The following is a 22,801-nucleotide window of genomic DNA, read 5'->3' as shown; positions in this document are numbered from 1 at the left end:
GGTTGAGAGCGACGAACCCGGGCACCTGAACCAGAGCCTGCGCAGGCACCGGTCCTGCCGTCAATGAAACAAGTAGCCGCCGATCGGTCGTTCCGATGAGCGCGCCTTCCGTCAGTGGTCGAAGTAGTCGTCCATCGCGTCATCGCTTCGGAAGTGTTGCGTTGCCCAACCGATCGGCATGCGGGTCATGACCCCGCCGGGCGGGAGTCGCCGCACCTGCGAGAGGCCGGCGTCGAGGTCCAACAGGTGGGAGAAGTGCAGGACTTCGCCGTTCTCGTCTGTGCCGGGCGTGGGCCCGATGAATTGCCAGGAGCCGTTGTGCTGATGGATGACGAGTCCGACACGCTCGCTGCCCTCGGCGACGGGCTTGGTCGTCACCACCGAGTCGTCGAGGTCAAGCGTCACGGGCTGAGGGTCCTTCATGACCGGAATGCTAAGGGAGCCTCGGTTGGACCCGTCCCTCATGCCGCTGCCGGCAAACCTCAGCGGCTACTAGGGGCTCTCTCCAGTTGGCTGGCGACCGTCATGCCGCCTCCGAGAGCGGTCAGCCAAAGCCGCCACGAGCCGCCTGACAGGGCGAGGCCCATCGACGCACCCGCGACAGCCGACGACGCGATGACGATCCAGAGCGACCCCTTGATCCGCACGGGGTGAGGATGCCATACCTTCACGCGAGCGTCCGGAACTGCCGCAACGAGCGCGTCAGTCCGGCTGGTGGGCAAGGGAGCCGGCAGCCCGGGGCTGAGGACTCTCTCTGGTTGTGCTCGAACTCGTAGGCGCACTCGCCACACATACCGTTGAGGTCGTTGCCTGTGCCCGGATGCTCAACCCACGGATGCCAGCACTCAGGACAATCGCCCAACGCGCGCAGCTGCCGAGCTCGCTCCCGCTTTCGACGCCGTCGCTCGAAGACACCGCTCACGGCCCCAAGAATGCCTCATTGCAGTAGCACGCTATGCCGCGCTGCGGGCGAACGTCTTTCTATGCCGCGGACCGGGTGGCGGACCGCGCTGTGACTGGCTAACGGAACTTGATCCCTCAAACCCCGGTTGGGTACACCACCAACGCCTCTGGGTTCACTGAGACCTCACGTCCAAGGATGCCCAAGGGCGGATCGCCAGCTACCTCAAGGACGACAACAGACTCCGAAACGCGAAGCATCACCGTGTCCCCTTCAATGTGCTCCACCAGCCCCACGAATGACGCCCCAGTCGTCTCCTGGGACCTATCAACGGCCACTTGGTCGCCCCAAGCGAGTTCGCCCACCGGATCTATCTCAACGTCGTAGGACTCTCCGACCAACGGCGGCTCACTACCTCCCCAGGCGACAAGCAGACGGCCCGCCGGCGTCTCGCACTCCACAGCAACTGGGTTTCCTGCCTCAAGGTGCAGGACCTGGATCCGCATGACACAGATGGTGGCGGGTAGCCGTCGAGCCGGCATCCGGAAATGCCGCTGGGCGGAGTTCGGAGGCGTCCAACCCCTTGGACCAGGTCCATGCGTCCAGCCGCGCACAGCGGGGCGCTCAACCGAGCTCGTCGCCCCACTGCACGTCTCCGTGCAAATAGATGACCTGGCTTGCCTCGCTACTCCAAAGATCGATCCAGGCCGGCACGCCACGGCCCCGGAGTAACGGCGAATCCGCACGCATCCGCGACAAGGCGTCGATGGACAACCAGTCCGGCTGACAGCCGGCCCAGCCGCCGCACCCACAGACTTCATGGGCCACGAGCGCACCGCCGCTAACGAGCTCCTGCGCCCGCTGGGGCGTGATGTCCTCCTGCTGCAGGACCAGCAGTCGGCCACTGGGGTCGAAGAGCTCGCCAGCATGGTTGTACCTGCCGGGTCGCACCGCGTGCTCACCCGACTCCCGCGGCTCCGCCTCGCTCCACGTGGGCTGCCTAAGCAGTTCGGCGAAGGTAGGACCCTTCAACTTCCTGGCCATACAGACATCCTCGCAGCATCACACCGGACAGTGCCGACCTCAGAGTCGCCGTCCGCACATAGCCGCCGATCGACGTGACGACGTCCGTGCTTGCCATCTCATAGGTTTCGGCCATGGCGGAAGTCGTGATCGACGGTGACGTTGTCCAGAGCGAGGCGGACGTGCATCGTGCCCTGGAGCGGCAACTGGAGTTCGGTGAGTTCTACGGCCGTAACCTTGCCGCCCTTCGCGACGGGCTGTTGGCTGACGTGCCCCGTCCGGTCTGCATCGTCTGGCTCAGTTCCGGTCGGAGCCGAGAACGCCTTGGTGATTCTCTCTTCTCCAGCATTGTTGGGGTCTTCGAGGAGGCCGCACAGCAAGACCTTGACTTCGGCTGGGCCGATCGCTTCGAGTTCGAGCTGCGATAGGAGCATCCGCTCATCAGCCGCATAGCAGACGTTAGTGAGATTCCTGTGTCCGGGGCTGGGGCCAGCGCGCGCGGTAAGAGCATTGACCTGCCATGGGCACCGTTCAAGCTTGCCCCGCGCGCAGGGGCCGGGGCGTGGCGAGCAAGCGCCTTGGGTGCGGTGAGGCGCATTAGTGGAGGGCGCCGATCGCACGTCGGCGCCCTCCACCTCCCTGACGAATCAGCCGACCTTGGTCCAGGTGCCGCAATGCCATGACGTGAAGCCGACGTCACTCGACAGGATCTGCACATACGGACCGGAGACCCCGTAGTCGTTCTCGATGATCTGCTGCAGGGTGCCGCCGAACCCGCTGGTCCGCTGCCAGTAGCAGCTCGATCCACCGGACGCGTGATAAAGGCCGGGCTTCAGGTGCAGACCGATCTTGTACATCCCCTGACCGGCGCTTGTGCCCGGCGTCCAGATGTTCGCGAGCCGCGTCCACGATCCACAGCCGTGCGTGTAGAAGTACCGATCGGTGGAGCTGATCGTGACGATGTTGCGGCCGCCGCTGTTGAAGTCGTTGGCGATGATGCCGGCGAGGCTGCTGCCTGCCATGCTGCGTCGCTCCCAGTAGCATGCCGAGCCGCCCGGCGCGTAGTACGTGCCCGCCGGAATGGTGGATCCCACGGCGTACATGCCGTCAGAGCGCAGAGTCGGCGCCGGCGCGCCGATCTTGGCGGTCCCGTAGCTGGTCCGTCCCGTGGTGGTGTAGCCGCTGCGGCGGGCCGTCACGGTGACGGTGATCGTCTTGCCGTAGTCCCTGTCGGTCAGTCGGTAGCTGCCGCCCGTGGCGCCGGAGATGCTGACCCCGTTGCGCTTCCACTGGTAGCTGAACGACGCGGGGGCCGGGCTCCAGCCGCCGACCGATACCTTGAGGTAGGAGTACACGCGGGTCGTGCCGCTGATCGTCGGCCGCGGTGCAACCGAGAACGGCTTGGTGACGGGTGCCGTCAGGGCACTGGTGCGTGATGTCGTCTGGTAATACGACCGCTTGGCCGTGACCGTGACGCTGATCCGCTTGCCTGCCCACGTGGACGGGATGGTGAATGTCCTGGCGGTCGCCCCCGAGATGGCGACGCCGTTGACCCGCCATCGGTAGCTGAGCGACGCCCATGGGGACCACGTTCCGGGGTTCGCGGTCAGCGTGCGATGGATCTCGACGACTCCGCTGATCGTCGGCGTGGGGGCGACGGAGAATGTGCCGAGACCCACGGGGGCCGTCGCAGCCGAGGTCCGGCTGACCGCGGCATACCCCTGCGCAGTCCCCCTCACGGTGACGCTGATGGCCTTGCCATAGACCGTCGAGGTGAGCCGGAAGGTCCGGCTGGTCGCACCCGAGATCACGACGCCGTTGGCCCGCCACTGGTAGGTGAAGGTCGCTCCTGGTGCCCACGCGCCTGGGTTCGCCGTCAGCGTCTTGTCGACGCGTACGGTCCCCGAGATGGTCGGGACCGGGGCCGAGGTGAACACACCCGCCGCCACGGCGGCGGTAGGCGCAGACGTCTGAACCGAGTCCTCGTACGCCGGCAGGTGCCCGGTCACGCGCACGGCCAGAGCGTGCCCCAGGTCAGCGGGAACGAGGACGTAGGTGCCCGACAGCGCGCCGTCGATGGCCACACCGTCGCGAAGCCACTCGTAGGTGAGCGTCACCCCGTCGGGCCACCGGCCCGGTTGCGCGGTGAGGGTCGCCCCGACACGCACGGTGCCACTCACGGTCGGTGTCGGAGCGTTCGCGATGGCCCCCTTGCCGACAGGGCTCGAAGCTGCGGCAGTGGCGGAGGCGCTCGTGTAGCCGGCTGCCGTACCCGTCGCGACGACCGAGACGGTCTTGTCCAGCAGGTCCGGAGTCAGCGCGAGACGGTCGGCGGTCTGGCCGGCGATCTCGACCCCGTCCGCCTGCCACACGTACGAGACCATCGTCGTGTCGGGCACCCACGCGCTGGATGTCACCGCGAGCGTCTCACCGACCGTGGCGACGCCCGTCAGCGCGAGGTCCGACGGCGCCTGGACCACCGGCGGGTCCTCGGCGAAGGCCGCCGTCGGCGCAACGAACCCGCCCACCACTAAAGCGAGGACAACGCCGAGAACGGTGCAGAAGCGCTGCCACCCCGGCCCTGCGCTTCCACGCGAACGCGACACAGTGTGAGTTACCACCAGTACCCCCATACAAAGTCAGCGGACACCCTCCCGGTGCCCCACGCGGGTCACGATAGAACGTGACGATCCGCCGACTGTGACCGGGGCTGACCAAATCCGCTCACTGCTCGAGTTGCTGGACGATCTCCTCGACGACCACGGGCGGACTGTTGGGGTCGGCCTGCTCTAGCCCCTGCACGAACTGGCGACGGTGGTCGCGGTGGCACCACTACCAGATGAGAAGCCCACCGGCGAGCATCAGGATCAGCCCGGACTAGTCGGAGCCGGCACCGCTGCAAAACCGCCCAACGTGACCGCGCAGGCCACCAATGTCATGCGAGTATGCCGGACGGCCCCACCCCTGCTTCCACCACCACGCGCCGGGCGGGCGCAATCCGCGCAAGCGGAAACCTTCGTGCCGCAACAGTTGGCCCCACACCTCAAATACGGAATCGCCGCTGACTACTTGATCGTCCGAAACTGGTTCCCTGCAAGGGGCCGCAACCACACTGTCAGAGGCGAGCGACTACACGGCCCCGGCCTCGGCGCCTGGCATGGCCGTCCACTCACAAGCGTGCGCACAGGGGCAATCGTGTGGTTGGTGCCGAAACCCACGAGATTCGCCCCCGAGGTCAAGGGTTGGGCGGATATGTTGCCTTCGTTCGCCGAACTTTTGGGGGGTTTCGTGTCTTTGATGCGACGCGTCGTGGTCGTGCTGACCGGGGCTGCTTTACTGCTGCTGGGGAGTGTGCGACCCGCAGAAGCGGCGGTGCCCACCAGCGTGTCCGGCTGGGCTACCACGTCCGCGACGGCCGCGGTCGGCTACGTCTTTTCCGACGCGGTCTCGGTCAAGACGGGATCGGGCTACGTGGCCAGAAAGGTCTACGTCCAGCGCCGCTCCAGCGCCTCGACGACCTGGTCGAACGTCTCGTCAGGGACAACCACAGGGTCGGGCGCCTATACGGCCAAATACGCGGTGCCCACACGAGGTGTCTGGTACTTCCGCCTCTACGTTCCCTCCACGACGAGCGCCACGGCCCGCGCCACCGCGCAGCGCAAGGTAACCGGGGTTGCCGGCCTCACCACGACCCTCTCCGGCTGGGCGACCACGGCCACAGGCGGCGCCGTCGGCTACGGGCTCTCATCCAAGGTCACGGTCACGACGGGGACCGGCTACGTGGCCCGAACGGTCCAGATCCAGCGGCGCCCGTCCAGCTCGACGACCTGGTCCACGATCGCCACCGCCACAACCACCTCAGCCGGCGCATACACCGCCTCGTACGCCATTCCGTCGACCGGGGTGTGGTACTTCCGCATGTACGTTCCAGCCACCATGACCGGAGCGGCGGGAGTCACAGCACAGCGGCAGGTCACCGGCATCACCGGTGCCGCAACGAGTGTCCTGGGCTGGCCCACAACCCCGGCCGTCGGCGAGGTCGGCGACAAGTTCAACTCAACAGTGACCATCAAGTCTGGAACGCAGTACGTCGCGCGAACCGTCCAGCTCCAACGCCGACCCGCCTCGTCCACCGCCTGGACGACGGTCTCCACGGGCACATCGAGCTCGCTTGGCGTGTACCCGGCGAGCTACTCCCTGCCCGGCGCCGGGGTCTGGTACTTCCGGCTCTCCATACCGCCTACCGCGACCGCGGCAGCAGCGAGCACGCCACAACGGCAAGTCACCGGTCTGAAACCCATTGCGTGGGCAGGGCCGACAGAGATCGACCCGCGTCGTGGCTCGATGCAGTCCGTGTCCTGTGCAACCAACACGTTCTGCGTCGCCGTCGACGAGCACGGGTACGCGGTGAAGTACGACGGTCAGTCGTGGTCCGAGCCCTCCGATATTGGCGCTGGCACCTTGCTGACCGCCGTTTCCTGCCCGTCGACCAGTTTCTGCGCGGCCGCGGATGCCAAGGGCAGGATCTGGACCTCCACGGGGACAGCGTGGACTGCCTCCAAAGTGCTCCACCCTGCCGGGCTCCGGACCGTGTCATGCGCCTCGTCGACCCTGTGTGCGGCCATCGACTTCTACCGGAACGCGTACGTGTTCGACGGAGTGGCGTGGGCCGGTCCCTACCCGGTCAGCGTGCGCGGGACGCCGATCTCCGTCTCGTGCGCGAGCGGAGGGTTCTGTGCCGTGGTCGATGACCATGGCGACTTTGCCACCTTCTCGGCGGCCACCCACCAATGGTCGGCAGGCCAGATCGTGACGCCCACGAGAACGCAGGTCAGCTCGATCTCGTGCGCCACGGCCTCATCCTGTGTCGTCGTCGACAGGGCCGGTGCGGCGAACAGGTGGGACGGTGCGACCTGGTCGGGGCTGGAGCAGACCAACGCGACAGGGCTAGAGTCGGTGAGCTGTCCATCGACCACCTTCTGTGCGGCGGTCGGCTCCGGATGGGCCGTCACCTTCAACGGCGCCGTCTGGTCCGATCCGACGTACTCGCGCGGCGCCGGCCTGTCGGTCTCGTGCCCGACCGCGGCGTTCTGCACCGCCATCGACGGCGACTACGCCGCCACGTACGACGGGACGGCGTGGTCCGAACCCGTGCTGGCCGACCCGTCGACCGGTGGGCTGTGGTCGGTGTCGTGCCCCTCGGCGTCGTTCTGTGCGGCCATCAGCGACCGTCGAGTGTCCACGTACAACGGGTCGTCGTGGTCGGCCCCGGCCACGATCTTTCCCCGCGTCGAAGGCTCCATGGGCGCCTGGATATCGTGCGCGTCGGCCACGTCCTGCGCGGCGGTGACCCAGGGCGGGATGGCATCGACGTGGGACGGGTCGACCTGGTCGGCGCCCTACCAGTTCGGCCAGACTCCTGCTGGACCGTTCGCACCAACGAGCCTGTCGTGTCCGAGCGAGTCGTTCTGCCTCGCGGGCGACGGAAATGGATACACCATGCGGTTCGATGGCACGACCTGGGCCCCCGGTGCGCGCGTCGCGGTAGCGGTCACGTCCCTGTCGTGCGCGTCCCCAACGTTCTGCGCGGCGATCGACAGCATGGGCCGGGCAGCAACCTTCGACGGAGTCTCCTGGACGGCACCCAGTGCGCCTCCGCAGGGCCGGCTCGCCTCGGTGTCATGCCCGGCGCCCTCCTTCTGCATCGCTGTCGGAGACCGCCTGCAACCCGCGATGGCCTACGACGGAACCGGGTGGGCGCCAATGCCGGGCGCACCCTCGATCGCGCTCGGGAGCGTCTCGTGCGCCTCGACCTCGTTCTGCATGGCGACCACCCAAGATCAGAGAAGCGTGGTTACCTTCAACGAATCCAGTTGGTCGAACCCAGTGACTATCGACCCCTACGGCTCAATCGGGTCATTGTCGTGCCCGTCGTCGTCGTTCTGCGCCGCGGCCAGCTGGACCGGGACAGCTTTCATCGGAAAGCGCCCATAGCTACACGCGCCCGGCATTAGCCGATGAATTGAACCCCGTCGGCCCCCGGGCTGTTAGGCCTGGGGGGCCTCAATCGCCTAAGGTGTCCGGGACAGGGAACCACCCGGAATATAGGAGTACCCGTGGCACAGAAGGTCATCACCCGGCTTGTCGATGACATCGACGGCAAAGAGATCGCAGAGGGTGGTGCGACCATACAGTTCGCCATCGACGGCGTGACCTATGAGATCGACCTCAACGACAAGAACGCCAAGAAGATGCGGGAAGCGTTCGACGTCTACGTCCAACACGCCCGTCGAACCGGTGGACGGGCCGCGCGTGGGCCCAGCGGGCGCTCTCGAGGTAAGTCCGACAAGGCCCAGCTTCAGTCCATGCGCGCATGGGCTCGCCAGAACGGCTACAACGTCAGCGACCGCGGCCGCATCAGCCAGGAGATCCAGGCCGCCTACCACAAGGCCAGCTGAGCCACTACGCACCGACAACGCCCCAGGACTTCGACCTGGGGCGCTGTCTTGTACCAGCTGATGAAACCTCTCACGGAACCGACCAGGGCGTGCATCACTCGGGTGTAGCGGCTGCCCGTGCACCGCCTGCGCAAGCACCCATTCTCTACTTGGCTTCGACAGAGAGCCGACCAATGCAGGGTCGACCTGCACATGCGCCGGTCGCCGCCTGTACTGGTCAGCCCTTCGGTTCTCTTAAGCCCGGATCTTGAACTCCTGCTGGCGCTCGAGATCGCCGGCAGGGCACACTCGAAGCAGACCGCTGACCACTCCATCGCCCAAGGTCGGCACAAGCTCCCGGTATCCGTCCAGCAGGCGCAGGCCCGATGCCGCCTCAGCCGCGTCCACCTCGGCGTCGCGACGCGCGTCTTTTCGTCCTCCACCAGGTAGAAGTCACGCCGGTCACCGCGACCCGTGCCAGCCTCCGCATCGTTGTGCTGCGCGATATGAGGCTGCCAACGCAGGCGGCGCGCTGTTGACGAACTCGAAGCCTAGCCACGCGCCCAACACCCGAGGTGCGGACGCTGACCCTCTAGATCTGAACAGGGAGGCCACACGGATCTGGGGAGGAAGATTGCAACGTCCGGACATGGCTCCGAGCGGGCGGTCGATCGTCCGGTGTGCGCGGTCGAGTCTTGTAGCCGAGATGCGTGCAACAATCCGCCGGTGCCAGGTCAAGACGCCATCATCAACGTGCCACAACTGCCTATGCTCCGTTGGCCCCTCGTGGCGTGGGGGCTGGTATTCGCTGCAGGTATGGCCGCGGTCGCGATTTTCGGTGACCCCGCAGACCCCGGCAGTCGAATCGTTCCGCTGATTTTCGGCGCTTTCATGCTGTGGGCCGCTTGGAGTTGGTGGCATGTCGGGGCCGTGATCACGCGCGACCGGCTCACCTTTCGAGGCATGTGGGGCACGATGAGCATCCCCAGGACCGCGTTCGTGGCCGTCCGGTCGGCCCACAATCATGTCGCTACCGGTCGTCGCCTTCTCCTCGGAGCATCGGAAGCGCGCTACGAGATCGTTGTGGACACACAGACCGGCCCGCAGCGTCTGGCAGGGGTCGGCTTGACCTTCGCATCGCGGGAGGCAGCAGACTTGTTCGTGCGTCGCATCGACGATGCCCTTGCTGCGCTCGCATAGACGTCCCCTATGCCGCTGGTGGTCCGTTCCTGTCGAGTTGAGCGCAGCGGGTCGGTGTCGGCAACCGCCGAGGCAATATGCGACTGTGGCGCGGTGCGGGCGGCAGACCGGCGGTCGTGGCGGCTACGTCGCCGCGGGCCGCGACTGTGACCCATGATCGCTAGATCCCCGGCCTGCTGCCGTGGGTCAAGCACACCTCGTCCTCTCGAACCGTTTGCCTGATCCCGCGCAGCAAGGAACCTGGCAGTCGAGTCGCAGCGGTCGTGAGCCGCTCCGCGCCAGGTGCTAAATGTTCTAAGTCCTCATCGCTCGGCGCCGCTCACGATGATGCCCCGCTCGCCCCGTCGGTATCACGTCGAAGGGGTGGTTGTGGAGCGAACGTCGTTTGGAGACCGTGCATTCTCGACGGTCGTCGTTGTCGTCGGCGCAGTCTGGACGGTGTTGTCAGCTGGCGCCGAAGTCGCGGCGATGGTGACTCGCGGTGGGAACCCCCACCTCTCTGCCACGTCCCCAGTGCGCGTCATCGCCGATCCATCTCGACCGGACCTGGCGTTTGGCCCTGCCGTCGGATCTGCGTGGCTGTACTGGTCCTCATCGTGCATGGTCTTGTTGCCGGTCCTCATGCTGTTGCCGGCATGGTTCGTCTGGCGTCGGCGGTCGAGGGTTACACCGTCTTCGGTGGGTTGCGCGACGGCGGTGCAGGTGAGATCGGCGGCTGGCCGGCGTGCGCTGCTGGCGCGGGCGTCAACGCTCCGGCCGTCCTTGTCCTCCGTACGCCCGTCGGACGTGGGTTACCGGCTGGGTTCCTCCCGCGGTGTCGGCTGCTATGCCTCGGTCGAGGACTCGATGGTGATCTTGGGTCCACCGCGGTCTGGCAAGGGACTTCATCTGGCCATCCCGATGATCGTCGACGCGCCGGGCGCAGTGCTGACCACGAGTACTCGGCCGGACAACCTCACGTCCACGATCGCTGCGCGGAGCCGACGCGGCCCGGTTGCGGTGTTCGACCCGCAGGGCCTTGCGCCGGGGACTCTCTCGACGACGCGGTGGTCACCGATTCGCGGGTGCCATGACCCGCACGTCGCGATGGTGCGCGCCAAGGCGCTCACGGCGAACTCCGCTGCTGGGACGACGGATTCGACGTTCTGGCAGTCGTCGGCCGAACAGGCCGTTCGCTGTCTGCTCCATGCTGCAGCCCTCGGCGGGTGCACCTCGGGCGACCTCTACCGGTGGTCGCTGTCGCCGGTCCAGGCCCGCGAGGCCGTCATGATCCTGGCCACCCACCCGTCCGCGGCGCCGGCCTGGCACCAAGCGCTCGATGCGATCGTCGGGGCCGATGCGCGTCAGCGCGACTCGATCTGGGCGATGGTGGCGATCGCGTTCTCGGCATTGGCTGACCCCAGGGTGCTTGACGCCGTCTCTCCGGGGCAGGGTGAGCACTTTGACCCGGAGCGGTTCCTTCGCTCGGACGGGACGATGTACCTGCTGGGCACGTCCAGCGGGGTCGCTGCAACGGCAGGTTTGGTGGGTGCGTTCGTCGAGGACGTCGCCGAGGCTGCCCGGCGAATCGCGGCCCGCTCCCCCGCGTCGCGGCTGGACCCGCCCCTGTCGCTGGTGCTTGACGAGGCCGCCAACTACCCGCTCCCCTCCCTTCCGTCACTGATGTCGGACGGGGGCGGCTCAGGGCTGTCCACCATCGTGGTGCTGCAGTCTCTGTCCCAGGCCCGCGCGGTATGGGGCGAGAACCAGGCCAGCGCCATCTGGGATGCCGCCATCGTCAAGATCATCCTTGGCGGCGGCTCCAACGCCCGCGACCTCGAGGACCTGTCCAAGCTCATCGGACAACGCGACGAACGGACCACCTCCAGCAGCCGAGGCCCCGACGGCGGCCGCACCACATCGACCACCACCACGAAGGTCCCGGTCCTCGAGCCCGCCGCCCTGCGAACCCTGCCGTTCGGCAGCGCGATCCTTCTGATGAAGTCCGCTCCCCCGATCGCGCTCACGCTCAGGCCGTGGACCGCCCGGAGGGACGCCAAGACGCTCGCGACCCAACGCGGCCGAGCCGAGGCCGCCATCCGAGCCGCCCACGCTTCCAGCGCATCTCACACCACCATCGAACCCGCGCCCGGCTCGGCAGCCACCGGGGCCGAGTGACCATGTCTGCGTGGGCGGGCGCAGATGGAGATCTGCCTGAGCTCGACTTCGGCCAGCTCGCCAGCCCCGCGCACCTGCCCTCCCTCACGTCCGCCGAGCGCGATCACCTGCTCGAGCAGATGCGCTCCTGGGTCGCCGAGCTCGTCACCCGGTTCCACATCGACACTCGAGTCATCCCACCCTGCTGGGAACAGCACAACGGCATGGTCGAGGCGCTCTCCGCGCTGCGCGACCTGGAACGCGACTGCTACAGCGACAAGGCACCCGCGTCGGCAGGCGTCGACTGGTTCCGCGGCTACCGGGAGATCGAGGCGCGACTGATCGAGCTGGCGTCTCTGACCAACTGCACCGCGCACGAACATCGCCAGCCCCCAGCGGGATGGCCTGTCGCGCAGGCGAACCCATGGACCGGCACAGGTTCGGCAAGTGGTGCCCCGGCTCGTGACGTGACCTGACAGAAGCGGGATCCACCACCCGCGAGGAAGGCGCGTCATGACCCATGCTCCGGACCGTGACAAGCAGGCAGCGGGCCTGCTCGAGGAGCTGTTGTGGCTCGCTCGAGACGCCCAGCAAAGCATCGACCACCACAGCGTCGGCCGCATGAGCGACGACGCCGAGTACGCGGTCGGGGAGCGCGACACGTACGTGGCCGCGGTCGCGTTCGTCGCCTCAGCGCGGACCCGGGAGGAGGCGGTCTTCGTGGCCCGGCGCGTCATCGGAGCCCTGATCGATGGCGTCACCGACCTGGGGTCGCTGACCGATCTGGCGCTCGGCAGGAAGCCGGCAGTCGAGCAAACGCGGGAACTCGACGTCCTGGACCGTCGCCCGGAACTGCCCATCGACCAGGTCGCGCGTCTCGTCGCGGCCCACCGCGAGCCGCCGGCCCACGTCAACGTACGCTCGGCGCACGCCCACCTCGGCGCCGCAGCTCCGGTTGCCGAGCTGTGACCCCGACTCAGGCACCCGGGCCAACGGTCCGCATGGTCGACATCGACGAGGTCCGTCGGCGCAATCCCATCCAGGACATCGTCGCCGCAGCTGGGATCGAGCTACGACAGACCGGGCGCGGATGGATGGCCTGCTGCCCGTTCCACGATGACACCACTGCATCGATGTCCGTCGCCGGCATCCCCGACCGGTACCACTGCTTCGGGTGCGGCGCATCTGGCGACGTCATCGACTTCATCGCCCGCACGCACGGGCTCGGGTTCCGAGACGCCATCGCACACCTGGAAGGCACAGGCACCGAGCGTATGCCGCTGCGCTCGCTTCCACGCGCCGGCTCGGCCAGGCGCGAGACTGAGACACAGACCGGCCTATTGATCGATCCCTCGCGTGCGTTCGAAGTGAACGCCCATGCGTGGCAATGGTTCTCCCGGCCGGTCGCGCACGAACACGCCGTCGACTACCTGCGCAGGCACTGGAGCATCGATCTGCGTCAAGCCGAGCGCGAGACTGGCATGACGTTCATCGGCCACACAGGCCACGGGTGGACCAACCTCGTCGACCACCTCCGCAGTCACGGGGTCAGCGACGAAGAGCTGCTCGCCCTCGACCTGTGCCAGCGATCCCGCCAGGGCAACCTCATCGATACCCTGCGCGACCGGCTCATCATCCCCGTCACTGACCAGCTCGGGCGCATCACCGGGTTCGTCGGCCGCGACACGAGTGGCCACCCGCGAGCGCCCAAGTACCGCAACCCCACTCGCACGGCGGTGTTCGACAAGGCGACCTGCCTCTACCGGCCGACACGATCGTCGATGCCGGACGCCACGGTGATCATCGTCGAAGGCCCCATCGACGCCCTCGCCATCACCACCGCCGCAACGGCCGCCGGGATCGCCGAGCAGCTGGCTCCGGTCAGCACGCTCGGGACCGCCGTGAGCCCGGCCCAAGCCCGGCAGGTGCTCACGACCTCGACCCAACCGCCCGTCATCGCCCTGGACGGCGACACCGCCGGCCACCAAGGCACCCTGCGTTGGGTCAACGCGCTCTGCCAGCAGGGCGGCCGGGTCGCACTTGTCGCCGATCTGCCGACAGGATGCGACCCCGCCGACATCGTCACCCGGCACGGCGCCGACGGGCTGGCCACTCTCGACCCGGCACAGCGGCATACGAACCACACGGGCACGGGCGTGCCCCCCGGCCCGCACCTGCCAGGGCGCGAGCTCGCCCAAATCGCCTGTCAGACAGCACAGCCGGTGGCCTCCGCAATCAGTGCTATTCGGCAAATCTATAGCCAGCTCAACCCCCGAGCGCAGGACGCACTGACCAGCGCCTGCATCGGCGAGATGACCCGGCAGGGCTGGAACCCCGATCGCACGTTCACCCGTGCCCTCACGCGAACCCTGACCAGCACCCGACCGCCACCGATCCGGGCGATCGGTGCCCGCGGGCACGCACCGGAACTGCCCTGAGACCGCCGACCCGAAAGGACCCGACCATGATGCCGTCGAGCGACAGCATGCTCGCCCAAGCATTCGAACACCTGCACCGTGCCGCCAACCTGGCCGACCGCCACGGTGACGCGCCGTTCGCCGCGCAGGTCCGCCTGGCCGCAGCGACCCTGCCCGCCAACACCGCCCGAGGCCTGGCGGCTCACGAGCCACCAGCCGTTGACGAGGACGGCATCGGCGAGCACCTCTCGCTCGCCCTCGACCTGCTCGACTCGGTCCCGCCGCTCGAGGGACCGGTGGACCTGCAGCTGTGCGCATGGCACATCCATGAGCTGCGCCGGATCGCCACCGACGCGGTCGCCTCATGAGCACAACCACCGCGCTCAACCTGCTCGAACGTGCCGATGTCCTGACCCGGCAGCTGCGCGGCTCTACCGTCCCCACGACCTCAGCGCAGTGGGACACCTTTGACGTGACTTTGCACCGGCTCCTGCTGGAGTTCATCGGACCCGACGCGTCGCGCGTCCGAGCGGCGGACCCGACCTGGCGGCCGCTGCACCTGGCCATCCGCACCTACCCTTCGCCTCTGCGGCCACCCATTGATGCTCACCTGACACCCGCAGTTGCAGCGCGGTACACCAACCTGCGGCCCCAAACCCTGCGCTACCGCATCAGGCGCGGACACCTGCGGTCGGTGAAAGACGGAGAGAACCACCTGATCCACAGCCAGGACCTCGACACCAGACCCGATATCCGACCAGCCGACCCCACAGACGAGCACCCCCTCGCCCGGATCTCCTGCACGCTCGGCGCGCTCGCGGACCTCATCCACGACAACCGGCACGCCGACCAACCCATCCTCAGCCGCAATGGGGAGGCGGCAGGCGCCGCGCAACACGTCCTCACGCTCGCAGCCGTCGCAGCCCGCCACACCATCGCCCACGGCAGCCTCGACGATGCCGTCCGGCCCCTGCTCGTTGGCCGATACGCCGAACGCGTCATCGACAGCCTTCGAGACGGCGCGCTGCGTCCGCTCAGCCTCGACCGCGCCGTCCGCATCGCGCCCGAAGCCAACCCCGCGAGCCTGCACGACCAGCTCGAGGCTGCACTCCACCACTGGCACACGGCTGCTCTCACCGAGCTCCGCCGGAGCATCCCGAGCATCGACGTCCTGGGTCAGATCGCCAACCAAGGAGCACACATCTGTGATGTCAGATCGCGTGTGCGGCCGACGCCAATGTCGACAATCGCCGATGACCACCTTCGCGTCGCCGCCCGAGCCCTATCGACCGGTGAACGTGCCTGGGGGCGGCTGACCACCCTCGCGAGCCCGAGCCACGAGTTCGTCGCATCCAGCCGAGACCTCTTCGGGGCCTTGCGCGCCGTCTCCTTCGCGGTCCAGAAACAGGATCCGTCCCTCGACCTCCAGCGAGTGACCGCGAACCTCGACCGCGGTCTCACCGTCGTCGCCGAGCTCATGACCGCAACCCGCACGCTGCCTGATCGACTACTCGTCGCGAACATCCTTCGAGCACCTGCGCTCGCTGTCCGCGCGACGGACGACCGCCTCCTCGAACGGACCCGCCGCCGGTACGTGCAGGTGAGAGTCGCGGACGAGTCAATCGGGGCACTAAAGGGGGGCATGTCGGGATTGTTCTGAGGCCCTCCTGACGGCTAGGGTCCCTACCCAAACACAAGCAAACATGAGCACCAGGACACTACGCATGGCCGAGCGCGGGGCCCGATTGCCCAAGTACCACCGCATCGCCGACGATCTGCGCGACCAGATCCGCGACGGCGCCCTCAGGCCTGGCGACAGGCTGCCAGCGGAGACGGCCATCGCGGCCACTCACGCGGCGAGCGTTCCCACGGTGCGGCACGCCATGAGCGTTCTCCGCGCTGAAGGGCTCATCGACTCACGCCACGGCATAGGCACCTTCGTCCGGGACAGCGGGCGTCTGCAGCGGCGGGCGCGGAACCGTTATGGCGACCAAGGCGGCCGGATCGACTGGCTGGACAACACCGTCCGGCTTGAGCTCACGTTCGCCGGTACCTGCCCGCTTCCAGAGCACATCGCCGCGTGCTTCAACCTCGAGCCGGGCACACCGGCTGTGACCCGGCGGTGCCACGTGTACGACGAGACGAACAACCTCACCGAGATCGGCGCCAGCTACCTGCCCACCAGCTTCGCCGCCGGCACCATCCTCGAACAGCCGGACGCCTTGCCCAAGCCTCTCTTCCTCTGCGTCGAGGAACTCACCGGACGGACCTACACCGCCGCAGTGGACGACCTCACCGCTCGACATGCCACCGAGGCCGAGGCACAGGCATTCGACGTCCCTCTCCACTCCTACGTCGTGCATCTGATCCACGCAGCCAGCGACGAGCACGGCGACGTCCTCGAAGTATCCGAGTCGATCTGGCCGGCCGACCGTGTCACGTTGATGGACCGCTACCCCATCCCTGCCGTCGGAACCGAGACGTCGGCTCAAAGGCCTGACTGACGGACGACCGCGCACATGCCGACCCGATCACTAGCGCAAGTTGGAGACGAACACATCGCCACCAGCGCGCATCTTCAATGATGCTCAGGCCTTGGTGGTGGACGACTCAAGCGCATCGACAGAGCGCCGCACGAGTCGTTCGCTGAACGCAGCGGGGATTGCGGTCAGGTACAACAAGAGGGAACTCGTGTTGGCTGCCGCCTGTGCAGCGGCCACCACGAGAACAGCTGAGCCGGCACCAATTGAGAGGCGTGCGACCGGCACCGCGATCCGCGCCGTCGTAAGTTCATAGATCCGGCTTTCTGTCGGCCTTGATTTGGCAAGGTCGAGAGCGAGGCTGAGCATCGCACCAAAAACGCCAAGCAGTAGGACGCCAAGGAACAGCTTCGAGTCATTTAGCACGAATGATCCACCACTCGGGGTTGTTGACAGTCCGAAGGCGTTCCACCTGACGGCGACCCAGAGTCCAAGAATGGTGAGGAGGAGCAGAGTTGCGGCCGTTAAAAGGCGCCGGCCCGCGACCCGTAGCTTGACATAGACGTTTCGATCGTATTCGTCCAGCAGCTCCTGCGCATGGGTCAGCGCATGTGGCGGCCAGGGCGGCATACTCGGCTGGGTCGCGTCCGACGCGGGATACACGCTTTCCAAGGCCTTGAGGGCCGCTTCCTGTCGCCATCCCATGAGCTTGTTCTCGATCTCAGCGCGTAGGGTCCTGGCGGCGACATCCAGTTCCTGGTCGTTCAGCTCGTACAACGAAAGGCGCTTTGCGTTGTGGAGCGCGTCCCTTGCAGCATCGATGCGGGCATGCGCGGCATGATCTCGTGCGAGCTGGACGAGGCACGCGGCCGGACCGCGCCACCACTGCGACCGTTGCTCTGCTTCTAGTGGCGAGCCAGCGTCCCCCCGGCCAATGACCGGTCGTCGCCATCGGCCGGCCATCTCGTCCTCAAAGACGGCGATCTCGTTGTTGATCTGCTCGAGAAGCACACGTCTAGCCCGGAGATAGATCAGTTGGTGCAACCACGGTCGGCCACGCGGAGTCTGTTTCGTTGCGCACGGCGTTCCTGTTGTGGAGCCGTCTGATTGTTGCGTCGAGGGAGGGTTGCACCGGGATCCACCCCTTTCAGCCGTCTTAACCTCACATGTCCACTGTCCTCCGATCCGACGCCGCACGGGTCCGCCTTCATCTATCCCCCAAGGATGGTCCGAGCCCGATGACGACCACCTCTGACAACCCATCACGGTCACGCTCCACTCAGACAGAGCCGGGCAGACGTTCGGCGGCGGCGCCACAGGGACCATTCCAGCCGCCACTGATGGCGCCACCCGCCGCCGCGGCACCCACGGCCCGAGCTCAAACTGGCGCGCTGGCGCGTTGCCTTTCATCGGAACGATGACAGCGCATCCCCTCCCGCCCCCCGACAAAGCCCCGAGCCCCATTGGGCGGAAAACCCCATGAAGTGCAACGCGCGGATGCTGGACAAGACGTGATTGAAGGATGCATCAAGTTCTCATGGTGGCGCGCCATCGGCGGGGATCTGCGGATTGTCATGGGTCGTATCCGTCTCGTGCTGGGCGGCTAAAGGACACCGGACACAACCAGAACCTGATCGATCTGCGCGCCGTCCACGAGGCGCGGGCAGCCGTAGATCGTTCGGTGCCACAAGTTCTTCGCTGTACCAATTAGCTTGAGGCGGAGCGGGATCGGAGGACCCGGTGCGCTTCGCCTCGATGAGCCGCTCGGTTGCCGTCACGGGGCGCTCCGGCGGCAACCGACCGGTCGTGTATCAGCATGCTCTGGCCCATGTTCTGTTCGACGAGCACTCCTGCGTTCGGTGGGAGCGTCGGATCCTGAGGGGTACATCATGAGCGCAGTCACTGACACCTTCCGTGACGAGCTCGATCGCAGGCTCCGGGCCGAGTTCGGCGACACTTTCGCCCCGGACCAGGCTGCCGACCTGCGCGGTCCGGTGGTCCGTGCGCTGACGGCCCTGCTGCCCGATCATGACGAGCTCCAGGTGGCGCAAGCCTTCGACGCGGCCGTGATCCGTACCCGGATCACGCTCGACTGGGGCCGTTTCCTGTGTGTCCTGCTCGGCCTGCTGCCCGGCTGGTGGACCAAGCTGACCAATGGTCCCGGGTTCGCCGCCAGCACGATGCTGCTGCTCACCGACGGCACGGTGATGTGCCAGGAACAGGGCGGCAAGCGCTGGCGCAAGCTCACCCCCAACTCCTCCGGCAGCTACGTGAACGGCACCTGGAGTGACCTGGCGCCGATGCATTGGACCCGGCGCTACTACGCGTCGGCGGTGCTCGCCGACGGCCGGGTGTTCGTCAGCGGCGGCGAGTACAGCGACGCCGGCTCCGAGACCAACAAGACGGAGATCTACGAGCCCACCACGGACACCTGGACCGAGCTCAGCCCGCCCGCCGGCTGGTCCCGGGTCGGGGACGCCGCCTGCGCCGTGCTGCCCGACGGCCGGGTGTTGGTCGGGAACATCGACGACACCCGGACCGCGATCTTCGACCCGGCCACCGACGCCTTCTCGGCAGGGCCGGCCAAGCCGGTCAGCTCCTCCGAGGAGAGCTGGGTGCTGCTGCCCGACGAGACCGTGATCAGCGTGCGTTGCGACAGCTCGCGCCGGGCCGACAAGTACGTGGCCGCGGCCAACGCGTGGGTCGATGGCGGCACCCTGCCGACCGGCATCGTCGAGGTCTCCTCCAGCGAGATCGGCGCCGGGGTGCTGCTCAACGACGGCCGGGCGTTCTTCGCCGGCGCCAACGGGCACAACGCGCTGTACACCCCGCCGGCGCTGGCCAGCGACCCGGGCACGTGGGCGATGGGCCCCGACTTCCCGAACGACGCGAACGGGCAGACCGTGGGGTGCAAAGACGCCCCGGCCTGTCTGCTCACCAACGGCAAGGTGCTCATCGCCGCCGGACCGGTCAACGGTGTCCGCACCGACTACCTGACGCCTACCTACTTCTTCGAGTTCGACACGGCCGCGCTGCACCGGGTGAGCGACCCGCCGAATGCTGGTGGGGTGCCGTACATCGGCCGGATGCTGCTGCTGCCCACGGGGCAGGTGCTGTTTGCCGCGCAGACCGGAGACATCTACGCCTACAACTACTTCGGCTGCATCGACAGTGCCGCGCGGCCTCAGATCACCGCGGCCCCGGCCATCCTGCGGCCGCTCCACAGCTACACCCTGCACGGCCGGGTGCTCAACGGCCTGTCGCAGGCGGTCGGGTACGGCGACGACGCGGCCGCCGCCACCAACTACCCGCTGGTGCGGGTGCGTCACCTGTCCACCGGCACCGTTACCTACTGCCGTACCTATGACCACTCCACGATGGGCGTGGGCACCGGCGCGACCGTGCACAGCACGAACTTTCTGGTGCCGTTCGGGACGCCCGCCGGTGCAAGCGAGCTCGTCGTGGTGGCCAACGGGATCGCGTCCGAGCCGCGCTTGGTCACCGTGTACCCGTGGATCTTCCGCTGGCCGATCTTCGAGGAGGCCCTGTGGCAGCGACTTGTCGGCAGCCTCGCCGACGGCCCGCTATGGGCGCTCGGGCCGCACGGCCCCGTGCCGGTGGACCCTTGGGGCCCGAAGCAGGCGCGGCGGGTGAATGCCGCTATCCGCCGGGTCGAGGAGGGCGTGGCGGCACTGCAGGCCGTCGGCCAGCACCTGCAAGAAGTGCGCGAGAAGACCGTCGCGGCCGAGCCGCTCGCCCCCGACGAAGACACCGGCGAAGACGACCAAGCGTGAGCGTGTCCACAAGCGCACTGTCTCGACGCCGGGTCACGCGGGCGCCGCGGCTCACCGCACACGAAAGATCTCACCCGCGGCCCTGGCGAGATCAGGGCGGGAAGCCGTCTCGCGGGGTCCGAGGAGGCAGGAATCATGGCTGTTCTGCTGCTATTTATCGAAGTTGGATTCATCGGCATAGGTTTGGATCGCGCTTGGACGTATGCGAAGGCTGAACGGAACGTTGCCCAAACGCTGATCAACGACCCGTCCCCCGCCGCCGCGGCCGCGCTGTGGCTGACTCTCGCCAAGGATAGAATTCCCTGGTGGAAGCGGACGCTCCTCGCGATCTGTGCCTTCCTTATGCACATGACCACGTGGCCCGTAGACGAGGTCCTTATCCCCCTCGACCGGCGCCGACGCCCCGACCCGTGGCAGCCGACCTTCATGGATACTCGGTGGGGAGGCAGCAAAGAAGAATTGACTCCGATGTATCTCAGCCGAGACGCACGACGTCGCGCCACGGTAAGCTTTGTTGGGAGCGTCTTCCTGCTCGTGACAGCAGGTGTTTTCGTCGCAAGGGCCCAAGACGCGTTCCAGATCAAGGCACTCGCCTGGGTATTGCTCCTCGGTACGATTGCGCGGCAGGTTCGGGACCTGCTAGCCGGCAAATTCGTCTCGACTGTGGCCCGACGCTCCGGACTTCCCTTTGGACACGCATACGCGGACGTCCTTGTCACAGGCGTCTTCAATCTCCTGACATTGACCGCGGGCGCTATCCTCCTGCTTCGTTGGACTCCCGGCGAACCGTTGGAGGCGGACTGGTTTCGCGATCAGGTGCTGGGAGTGGTGAACGGCGGCCACGTGACCCACCTGTGGCAGGCGGCCGAAGAATCGCCATCGGCTGTCCTAGTGGGCGTTGCATCGGTCACCTTCTACGCCAGTCTGCTCGATCCAGTGAGGATGGTCGTTGGCCGTAGGCGGTCGGGAGACGAGCTGCTGGCAGCCGCAGAAGATGCGTTGCGACAGGGACGCCCGGATCGATCGCAACAACTTCTAGAGCTGGGCCGGTCTAAAGACCCGTCAGCACGGGCGGTCAGCCCGGGTTGAGGGCCTGATGGCGCTGTCGAACGGTCGAGTACTCGACGCATGGGCGGCCGCGCAAACACTGGTGCGGCAATACCGACCGTCCCAAAACCTCGACGAACTACGGCAGCGCGAGGACGGACTGGTCGTGCTGCAGCATTGGTGCAATGACCTCGAAGTTAACCCTCACCCCACCGTCCTCGAGCTTGCCCGGGATGTCCCCGTACGCGACAGCATGATGGCGTTCCTGATCGCGCAGTACGCCGACGCCTTGTTGCCCAACGTACAACAAGGGGCCAAAGCAATGGCCTTGAGCGCCGTTCTTGACCCCACTGCTTGGCCGTTGACCTTCAGCCTGGTCCACGAGATCGACGGCGACTTGGATGCGGCAGTGCAGACTCTGCCCTCCGACAACGAGTTAACAGGCCTGGACCTTCTTTGGCGCAACCAGATTGCCCGGACCCGGCAGATGAAGCCGGGGGCCGAGTTCACCGCAACAATCAAGAAGGGCGCCGTGGACCTGCTCGCCGATGTGGCCACCTCAGACATCACTTTCTGGCCCGAGTGGCAGCGGAGTGCATTCTCCCGCGCGATATCACTTCTGCTCTTGCTCGGCGAGGCCTCGGGACTCGACGACGAACTCGCGCATGCCTTGACCAGAACGAGACAGGAGATCGCCGGCGAGTACGGGGAAGACTCTCATGTCGACGTCATTCGGAACCTTGCCATTGCCAAGAAACTAACGAGCGGTCAGTGACGCAAGACGACCACACGGCCCGCCGTGATCGACGGCAAGCAAAGCTAGAAAAGGCGACGCGGAGTTGCTGGTCCAACGAGTCACCGGCGGCCAAGGCGCGATCCTGCCGGTACTTCTGGGCGTCATCGGACGTCTTGACCGACATCAGCTCGGTGGCGCCCGCGGCCATCTCCGGGTAGGGCCGCGCCGATGACCCGCTTCAGGTGCGAAACGCTCTGAAATCGCGAGGGCCGCGCACGTTCTCCTCCCGAGATGCTGGCCAGCTGCCCCAAGGTTTCATCGCCCATCAACGATGGATCGGTGGCCATCGCCTCGATCAGCCCCTTGACCTGCTCAAGTGGTCGACAAGGCACGACTGCTGCGTTTGTGTGCGGTAGGCACGGGTGACCTTTCCGCAGCGGCACCTCAAGCCGGCGATCGGACGGATGCTCCCGCACCAGAACCGAGTACTTCAACAACAAGGCCGCGCTCGCCGAGCAGGGTCTCGAACATCGGCCACAGCGGTTTCTGTCGGCAACGCTCAAAAATGAGGCCGATCCGACGCTCGAAAACGAGGCCACCGGGTCGTGTGTTTCTAGTCTGCCGGGTCTT

20 protein-coding genes are annotated in these 22,801 nt (G+C 66.9%); 14 read left to right on the top strand and 6 right to left on the bottom strand.

Translation table 11 applies throughout. From position 1 onward, the window contains the following. Positions 1–111: 111 nt before the first annotated feature. The 3 genes from ACYVLP_RS23905 to ACYVLP_RS23895 form a co-directional block, all read right to left on the bottom strand. Complete coding sequence (locus ACYVLP_RS23905; RefSeq protein WP_460629788.1) at positions 112–423, bottom strand: hypothetical protein; 312 nt, start codon at positions 421–423, stop codon at positions 112–114. A gap of 615 nt (positions 424–1,038) precedes the next feature. Then, positions 1,039–1,407: a hypothetical protein gene (locus ACYVLP_RS23900; protein ID WP_460629787.1), complete on the bottom strand. Its 369-nt coding sequence runs from the start codon at positions 1,405–1,407 to the stop codon at positions 1,039–1,041. 118 nt (positions 1,408–1,525) lie between these two features. Further along, positions 1,526–1,945, bottom strand: a complete 420-nt coding sequence (locus ACYVLP_RS23895) for a hypothetical protein (RefSeq protein WP_460629786.1) — start codon at positions 1,943–1,945, stop codon at positions 1,526–1,528. Positions 1,946–2,058: 113 nt separating this feature from the next. Here ACYVLP_RS23895 and ACYVLP_RS23890 point away from each other — a divergent pair, with 113 nt between their 5' ends. Then, positions 2,059–2,352, top strand: coding sequence for a barstar family protein (locus ACYVLP_RS23890; RefSeq protein WP_460629785.1), 294 nt, complete (start codon positions 2,059–2,061; stop codon positions 2,350–2,352). 219 nt (positions 2,353–2,571) lie between these two features. Here ACYVLP_RS23890 and ACYVLP_RS23885 read toward each other — a convergent pair whose 3' ends face one another. After that, a complete protein-coding gene (locus tag ACYVLP_RS23885; RefSeq protein ID WP_460629784.1) occupies positions 2,572–4,452 on the bottom strand; it encodes a hypothetical protein in 1,881 nt (626 codons plus the stop codon). A 769-nt stretch (positions 4,453–5,221) separates the two neighbouring features. On the opposite strand from ACYVLP_RS23885, the gene ACYVLP_RS23880 reads away from it, so the two are divergent. The 10 genes from ACYVLP_RS23880 (at position 5,222) to ACYVLP_RS23835 (ending at position 16,618) form a co-directional block, all read left to right on the top strand. Continuing rightward, positions 5,222–7,918, top strand: coding sequence for a hypothetical protein (locus ACYVLP_RS23880; RefSeq protein ID WP_460629783.1), 2,697 nt, complete (start codon positions 5,222–5,224; stop codon positions 7,916–7,918). Positions 7,919–8,040: 122 nt separating this feature from the next. Further along, the gene (locus tag ACYVLP_RS23875) at positions 8,041–8,382 is read left to right on the top strand and encodes a histone-like nucleoid-structuring protein Lsr2 (protein WP_460629782.1); all 342 of its coding nucleotides are present in this window, start codon (positions 8,041–8,043) and stop codon (positions 8,380–8,382) included. Between the two features lie 795 nt (positions 8,383–9,177). Beyond that, entirely contained in the window at positions 9,178–9,561 is a 384-nt protein-coding gene (locus ACYVLP_RS23870) for a hypothetical protein (protein ID WP_460629781.1), read from the top strand. 846 nt (positions 9,562–10,407) lie between these two features. Beyond that, a complete protein-coding gene (locus ACYVLP_RS23865) occupies positions 10,408–11,718 on the top strand; it encodes a type IV secretory system conjugative DNA transfer family protein (RefSeq protein WP_460629780.1) in 1,311 nt (436 codons plus the stop codon). Between the two features lie 2 nt (positions 11,719–11,720). Beyond that, entirely contained in the window at positions 11,721–12,173 is a 453-nt protein-coding gene (locus ACYVLP_RS23860; protein WP_460629779.1) for a hypothetical protein, read from the top strand. A 37-nt stretch (positions 12,174–12,210) separates the two neighbouring features. After that, positions 12,211–12,666 carry a hypothetical protein gene (locus ACYVLP_RS23855; RefSeq protein WP_460629778.1) on the top strand — a complete coding sequence of 152 codons (456 nt, stop codon included), beginning with the start codon at positions 12,211–12,213 and terminating at the stop codon, positions 12,664–12,666. 32 nt (positions 12,667–12,698) lie between these two features. Continuing rightward, on the top strand, positions 12,699–14,135 hold the full coding sequence (locus ACYVLP_RS23850; protein ID WP_460629777.1) for a CHC2 zinc finger domain-containing protein: 1,437 nt from the start codon (positions 12,699–12,701) through the stop codon (positions 14,133–14,135). Positions 14,136–14,161: 26 nt separating this feature from the next. Next, entirely contained in the window at positions 14,162–14,482 is a 321-nt protein-coding gene (locus ACYVLP_RS23845; RefSeq protein ID WP_460629776.1) for a hypothetical protein, read from the top strand. Continuing rightward, the gene (locus ACYVLP_RS23840) at positions 14,479–15,774 is read left to right on the top strand and encodes a helix-turn-helix domain-containing protein (protein WP_460629775.1); all 1,296 of its coding nucleotides are present in this window, start codon (positions 14,479–14,481) and stop codon (positions 15,772–15,774) included. The genes ACYVLP_RS23845 and ACYVLP_RS23840 overlap by 4 nt, the downstream gene beginning before the upstream one ends. A 43-nt stretch (positions 15,775–15,817) precedes the next feature. Then, positions 15,818–16,618, top strand: coding sequence for a GntR family transcriptional regulator (locus tag ACYVLP_RS23835; RefSeq protein WP_460629774.1), 801 nt, complete (start codon positions 15,818–15,820; stop codon positions 16,616–16,618). 84 nt (positions 16,619–16,702) lie between these two features. Here the strand turns inward: ACYVLP_RS23835 and ACYVLP_RS23830 are convergent, their stop codons facing one another. Continuing rightward, positions 16,703–17,605, bottom strand: a complete 903-nt coding sequence (locus tag ACYVLP_RS23830; protein ID WP_460629773.1) for a hypothetical protein — start codon at positions 17,603–17,605, stop codon at positions 16,703–16,705. A gap of 878 nt (positions 17,606–18,483) precedes the next feature. Between ACYVLP_RS23830 and ACYVLP_RS23825 the strand changes: the two genes are divergently transcribed. The 3 genes from ACYVLP_RS23825 to ACYVLP_RS23815 all read left to right on the top strand — a co-directional run bounded on the left by ACYVLP_RS23825 (position 18,484) and on the right by ACYVLP_RS23815 (position 22,210). Beyond that, positions 18,484–20,388 (top strand): kelch repeat-containing protein, encoded by a 1,905-nt coding sequence (locus ACYVLP_RS23825; protein WP_460629772.1) that lies wholly within the window; start codon positions 18,484–18,486, stop codon positions 20,386–20,388. Positions 20,389–20,523: 135 nt separating this feature from the next. After that, a complete protein-coding gene (locus tag ACYVLP_RS23820; protein ID WP_460629771.1) occupies positions 20,524–21,477 on the top strand; it encodes a hypothetical protein in 954 nt (317 codons plus the stop codon). Between the two features lie 7 nt (positions 21,478–21,484). Further along, the gene (locus tag ACYVLP_RS23815; protein WP_460629770.1) at positions 21,485–22,210 is read left to right on the top strand and encodes a hypothetical protein; all 726 of its coding nucleotides are present in this window, start codon (positions 21,485–21,487) and stop codon (positions 22,208–22,210) included. A 405-nt stretch (positions 22,211–22,615) separates the two neighbouring features. On the opposite strand, the gene ACYVLP_RS23810 is transcribed toward ACYVLP_RS23815, so the two are convergent. After that, on the bottom strand, positions 22,616–22,801 hold a 186-nt coding region (locus ACYVLP_RS23810), incomplete at its 5' end, for a hypothetical protein (protein ID WP_460629769.1).

This window comes from Intrasporangium mesophilum (assembly GCF_054783095.1).
The sequence above is the reverse complement of the archived record's forward strand: the minus strand, read 5'-3'. Positions and strand labels throughout refer to the sequence as shown.

Excerpts from the sequence above, each read along its gene's own strand:
- ACYVLP_RS23905 (WP_460629788.1), bottom strand. The coding sequence starts at position 423 with ATGAAGGACCCTCAGCCCGTGACGCTTGACCTCGACGACTCGGTGGTG.
- ACYVLP_RS23900 (WP_460629787.1), bottom strand. The coding sequence starts at position 1,407 with ATGCGGATCCAGGTCCTGCACCTTGAGGCAGGAAACCCAGTTGCTGTG.
- ACYVLP_RS23895 (WP_460629786.1), bottom strand. The coding sequence starts at position 1,945 with ATGGCCAGGAAGTTGAAGGGTCCTACCTTCGCCGAACTGCTTAGGCAG.
- ACYVLP_RS23890 (WP_460629785.1), top strand. The coding sequence starts at position 2,059 with ATGGCGGAAGTCGTGATCGACGGTGACGTTGTCCAGAGCGAGGCGGAC.
- ACYVLP_RS23880 (WP_460629783.1), top strand. The coding sequence starts at position 5,222 with ATGCGACGCGTCGTGGTCGTGCTGACCGGGGCTGCTTTACTGCTGCTG.
- ACYVLP_RS23870 (WP_460629781.1), top strand. The coding sequence starts at position 9,178 with ATGGCCGCGGTCGCGATTTTCGGTGACCCCGCAGACCCCGGCAGTCGA.
- ACYVLP_RS23865 (WP_460629780.1), top strand. The coding sequence starts at position 10,408 with ATGGTGATCTTGGGTCCACCGCGGTCTGGCAAGGGACTTCATCTGGCC.
- ACYVLP_RS23860 (WP_460629779.1), top strand. The coding sequence starts at position 11,721 with ATGTCTGCGTGGGCGGGCGCAGATGGAGATCTGCCTGAGCTCGACTTC.
- ACYVLP_RS23855 (WP_460629778.1), top strand. The coding sequence starts at position 12,211 with ATGACCCATGCTCCGGACCGTGACAAGCAGGCAGCGGGCCTGCTCGAG.
- ACYVLP_RS23850 (WP_460629777.1), top strand. The coding sequence starts at position 12,699 with ATGGTCGACATCGACGAGGTCCGTCGGCGCAATCCCATCCAGGACATC.
- ACYVLP_RS23845 (WP_460629776.1), top strand. The coding sequence starts at position 14,162 with ATGATGCCGTCGAGCGACAGCATGCTCGCCCAAGCATTCGAACACCTG.
- ACYVLP_RS23840 (WP_460629775.1), top strand. The coding sequence starts at position 14,479 with ATGAGCACAACCACCGCGCTCAACCTGCTCGAACGTGCCGATGTCCTG.
- ACYVLP_RS23835 (WP_460629774.1), top strand. The coding sequence starts at position 15,818 with ATGAGCACCAGGACACTACGCATGGCCGAGCGCGGGGCCCGATTGCCC.
- ACYVLP_RS23825 (WP_460629772.1), top strand. The coding sequence starts at position 18,484 with ATGAGCGCAGTCACTGACACCTTCCGTGACGAGCTCGATCGCAGGCTC.
- ACYVLP_RS23820 (WP_460629771.1), top strand. The coding sequence starts at position 20,524 with ATGGCTGTTCTGCTGCTATTTATCGAAGTTGGATTCATCGGCATAGGT.
- ACYVLP_RS23815 (WP_460629770.1), top strand. The coding sequence starts at position 21,485 with ATGGCGCTGTCGAACGGTCGAGTACTCGACGCATGGGCGGCCGCGCAA.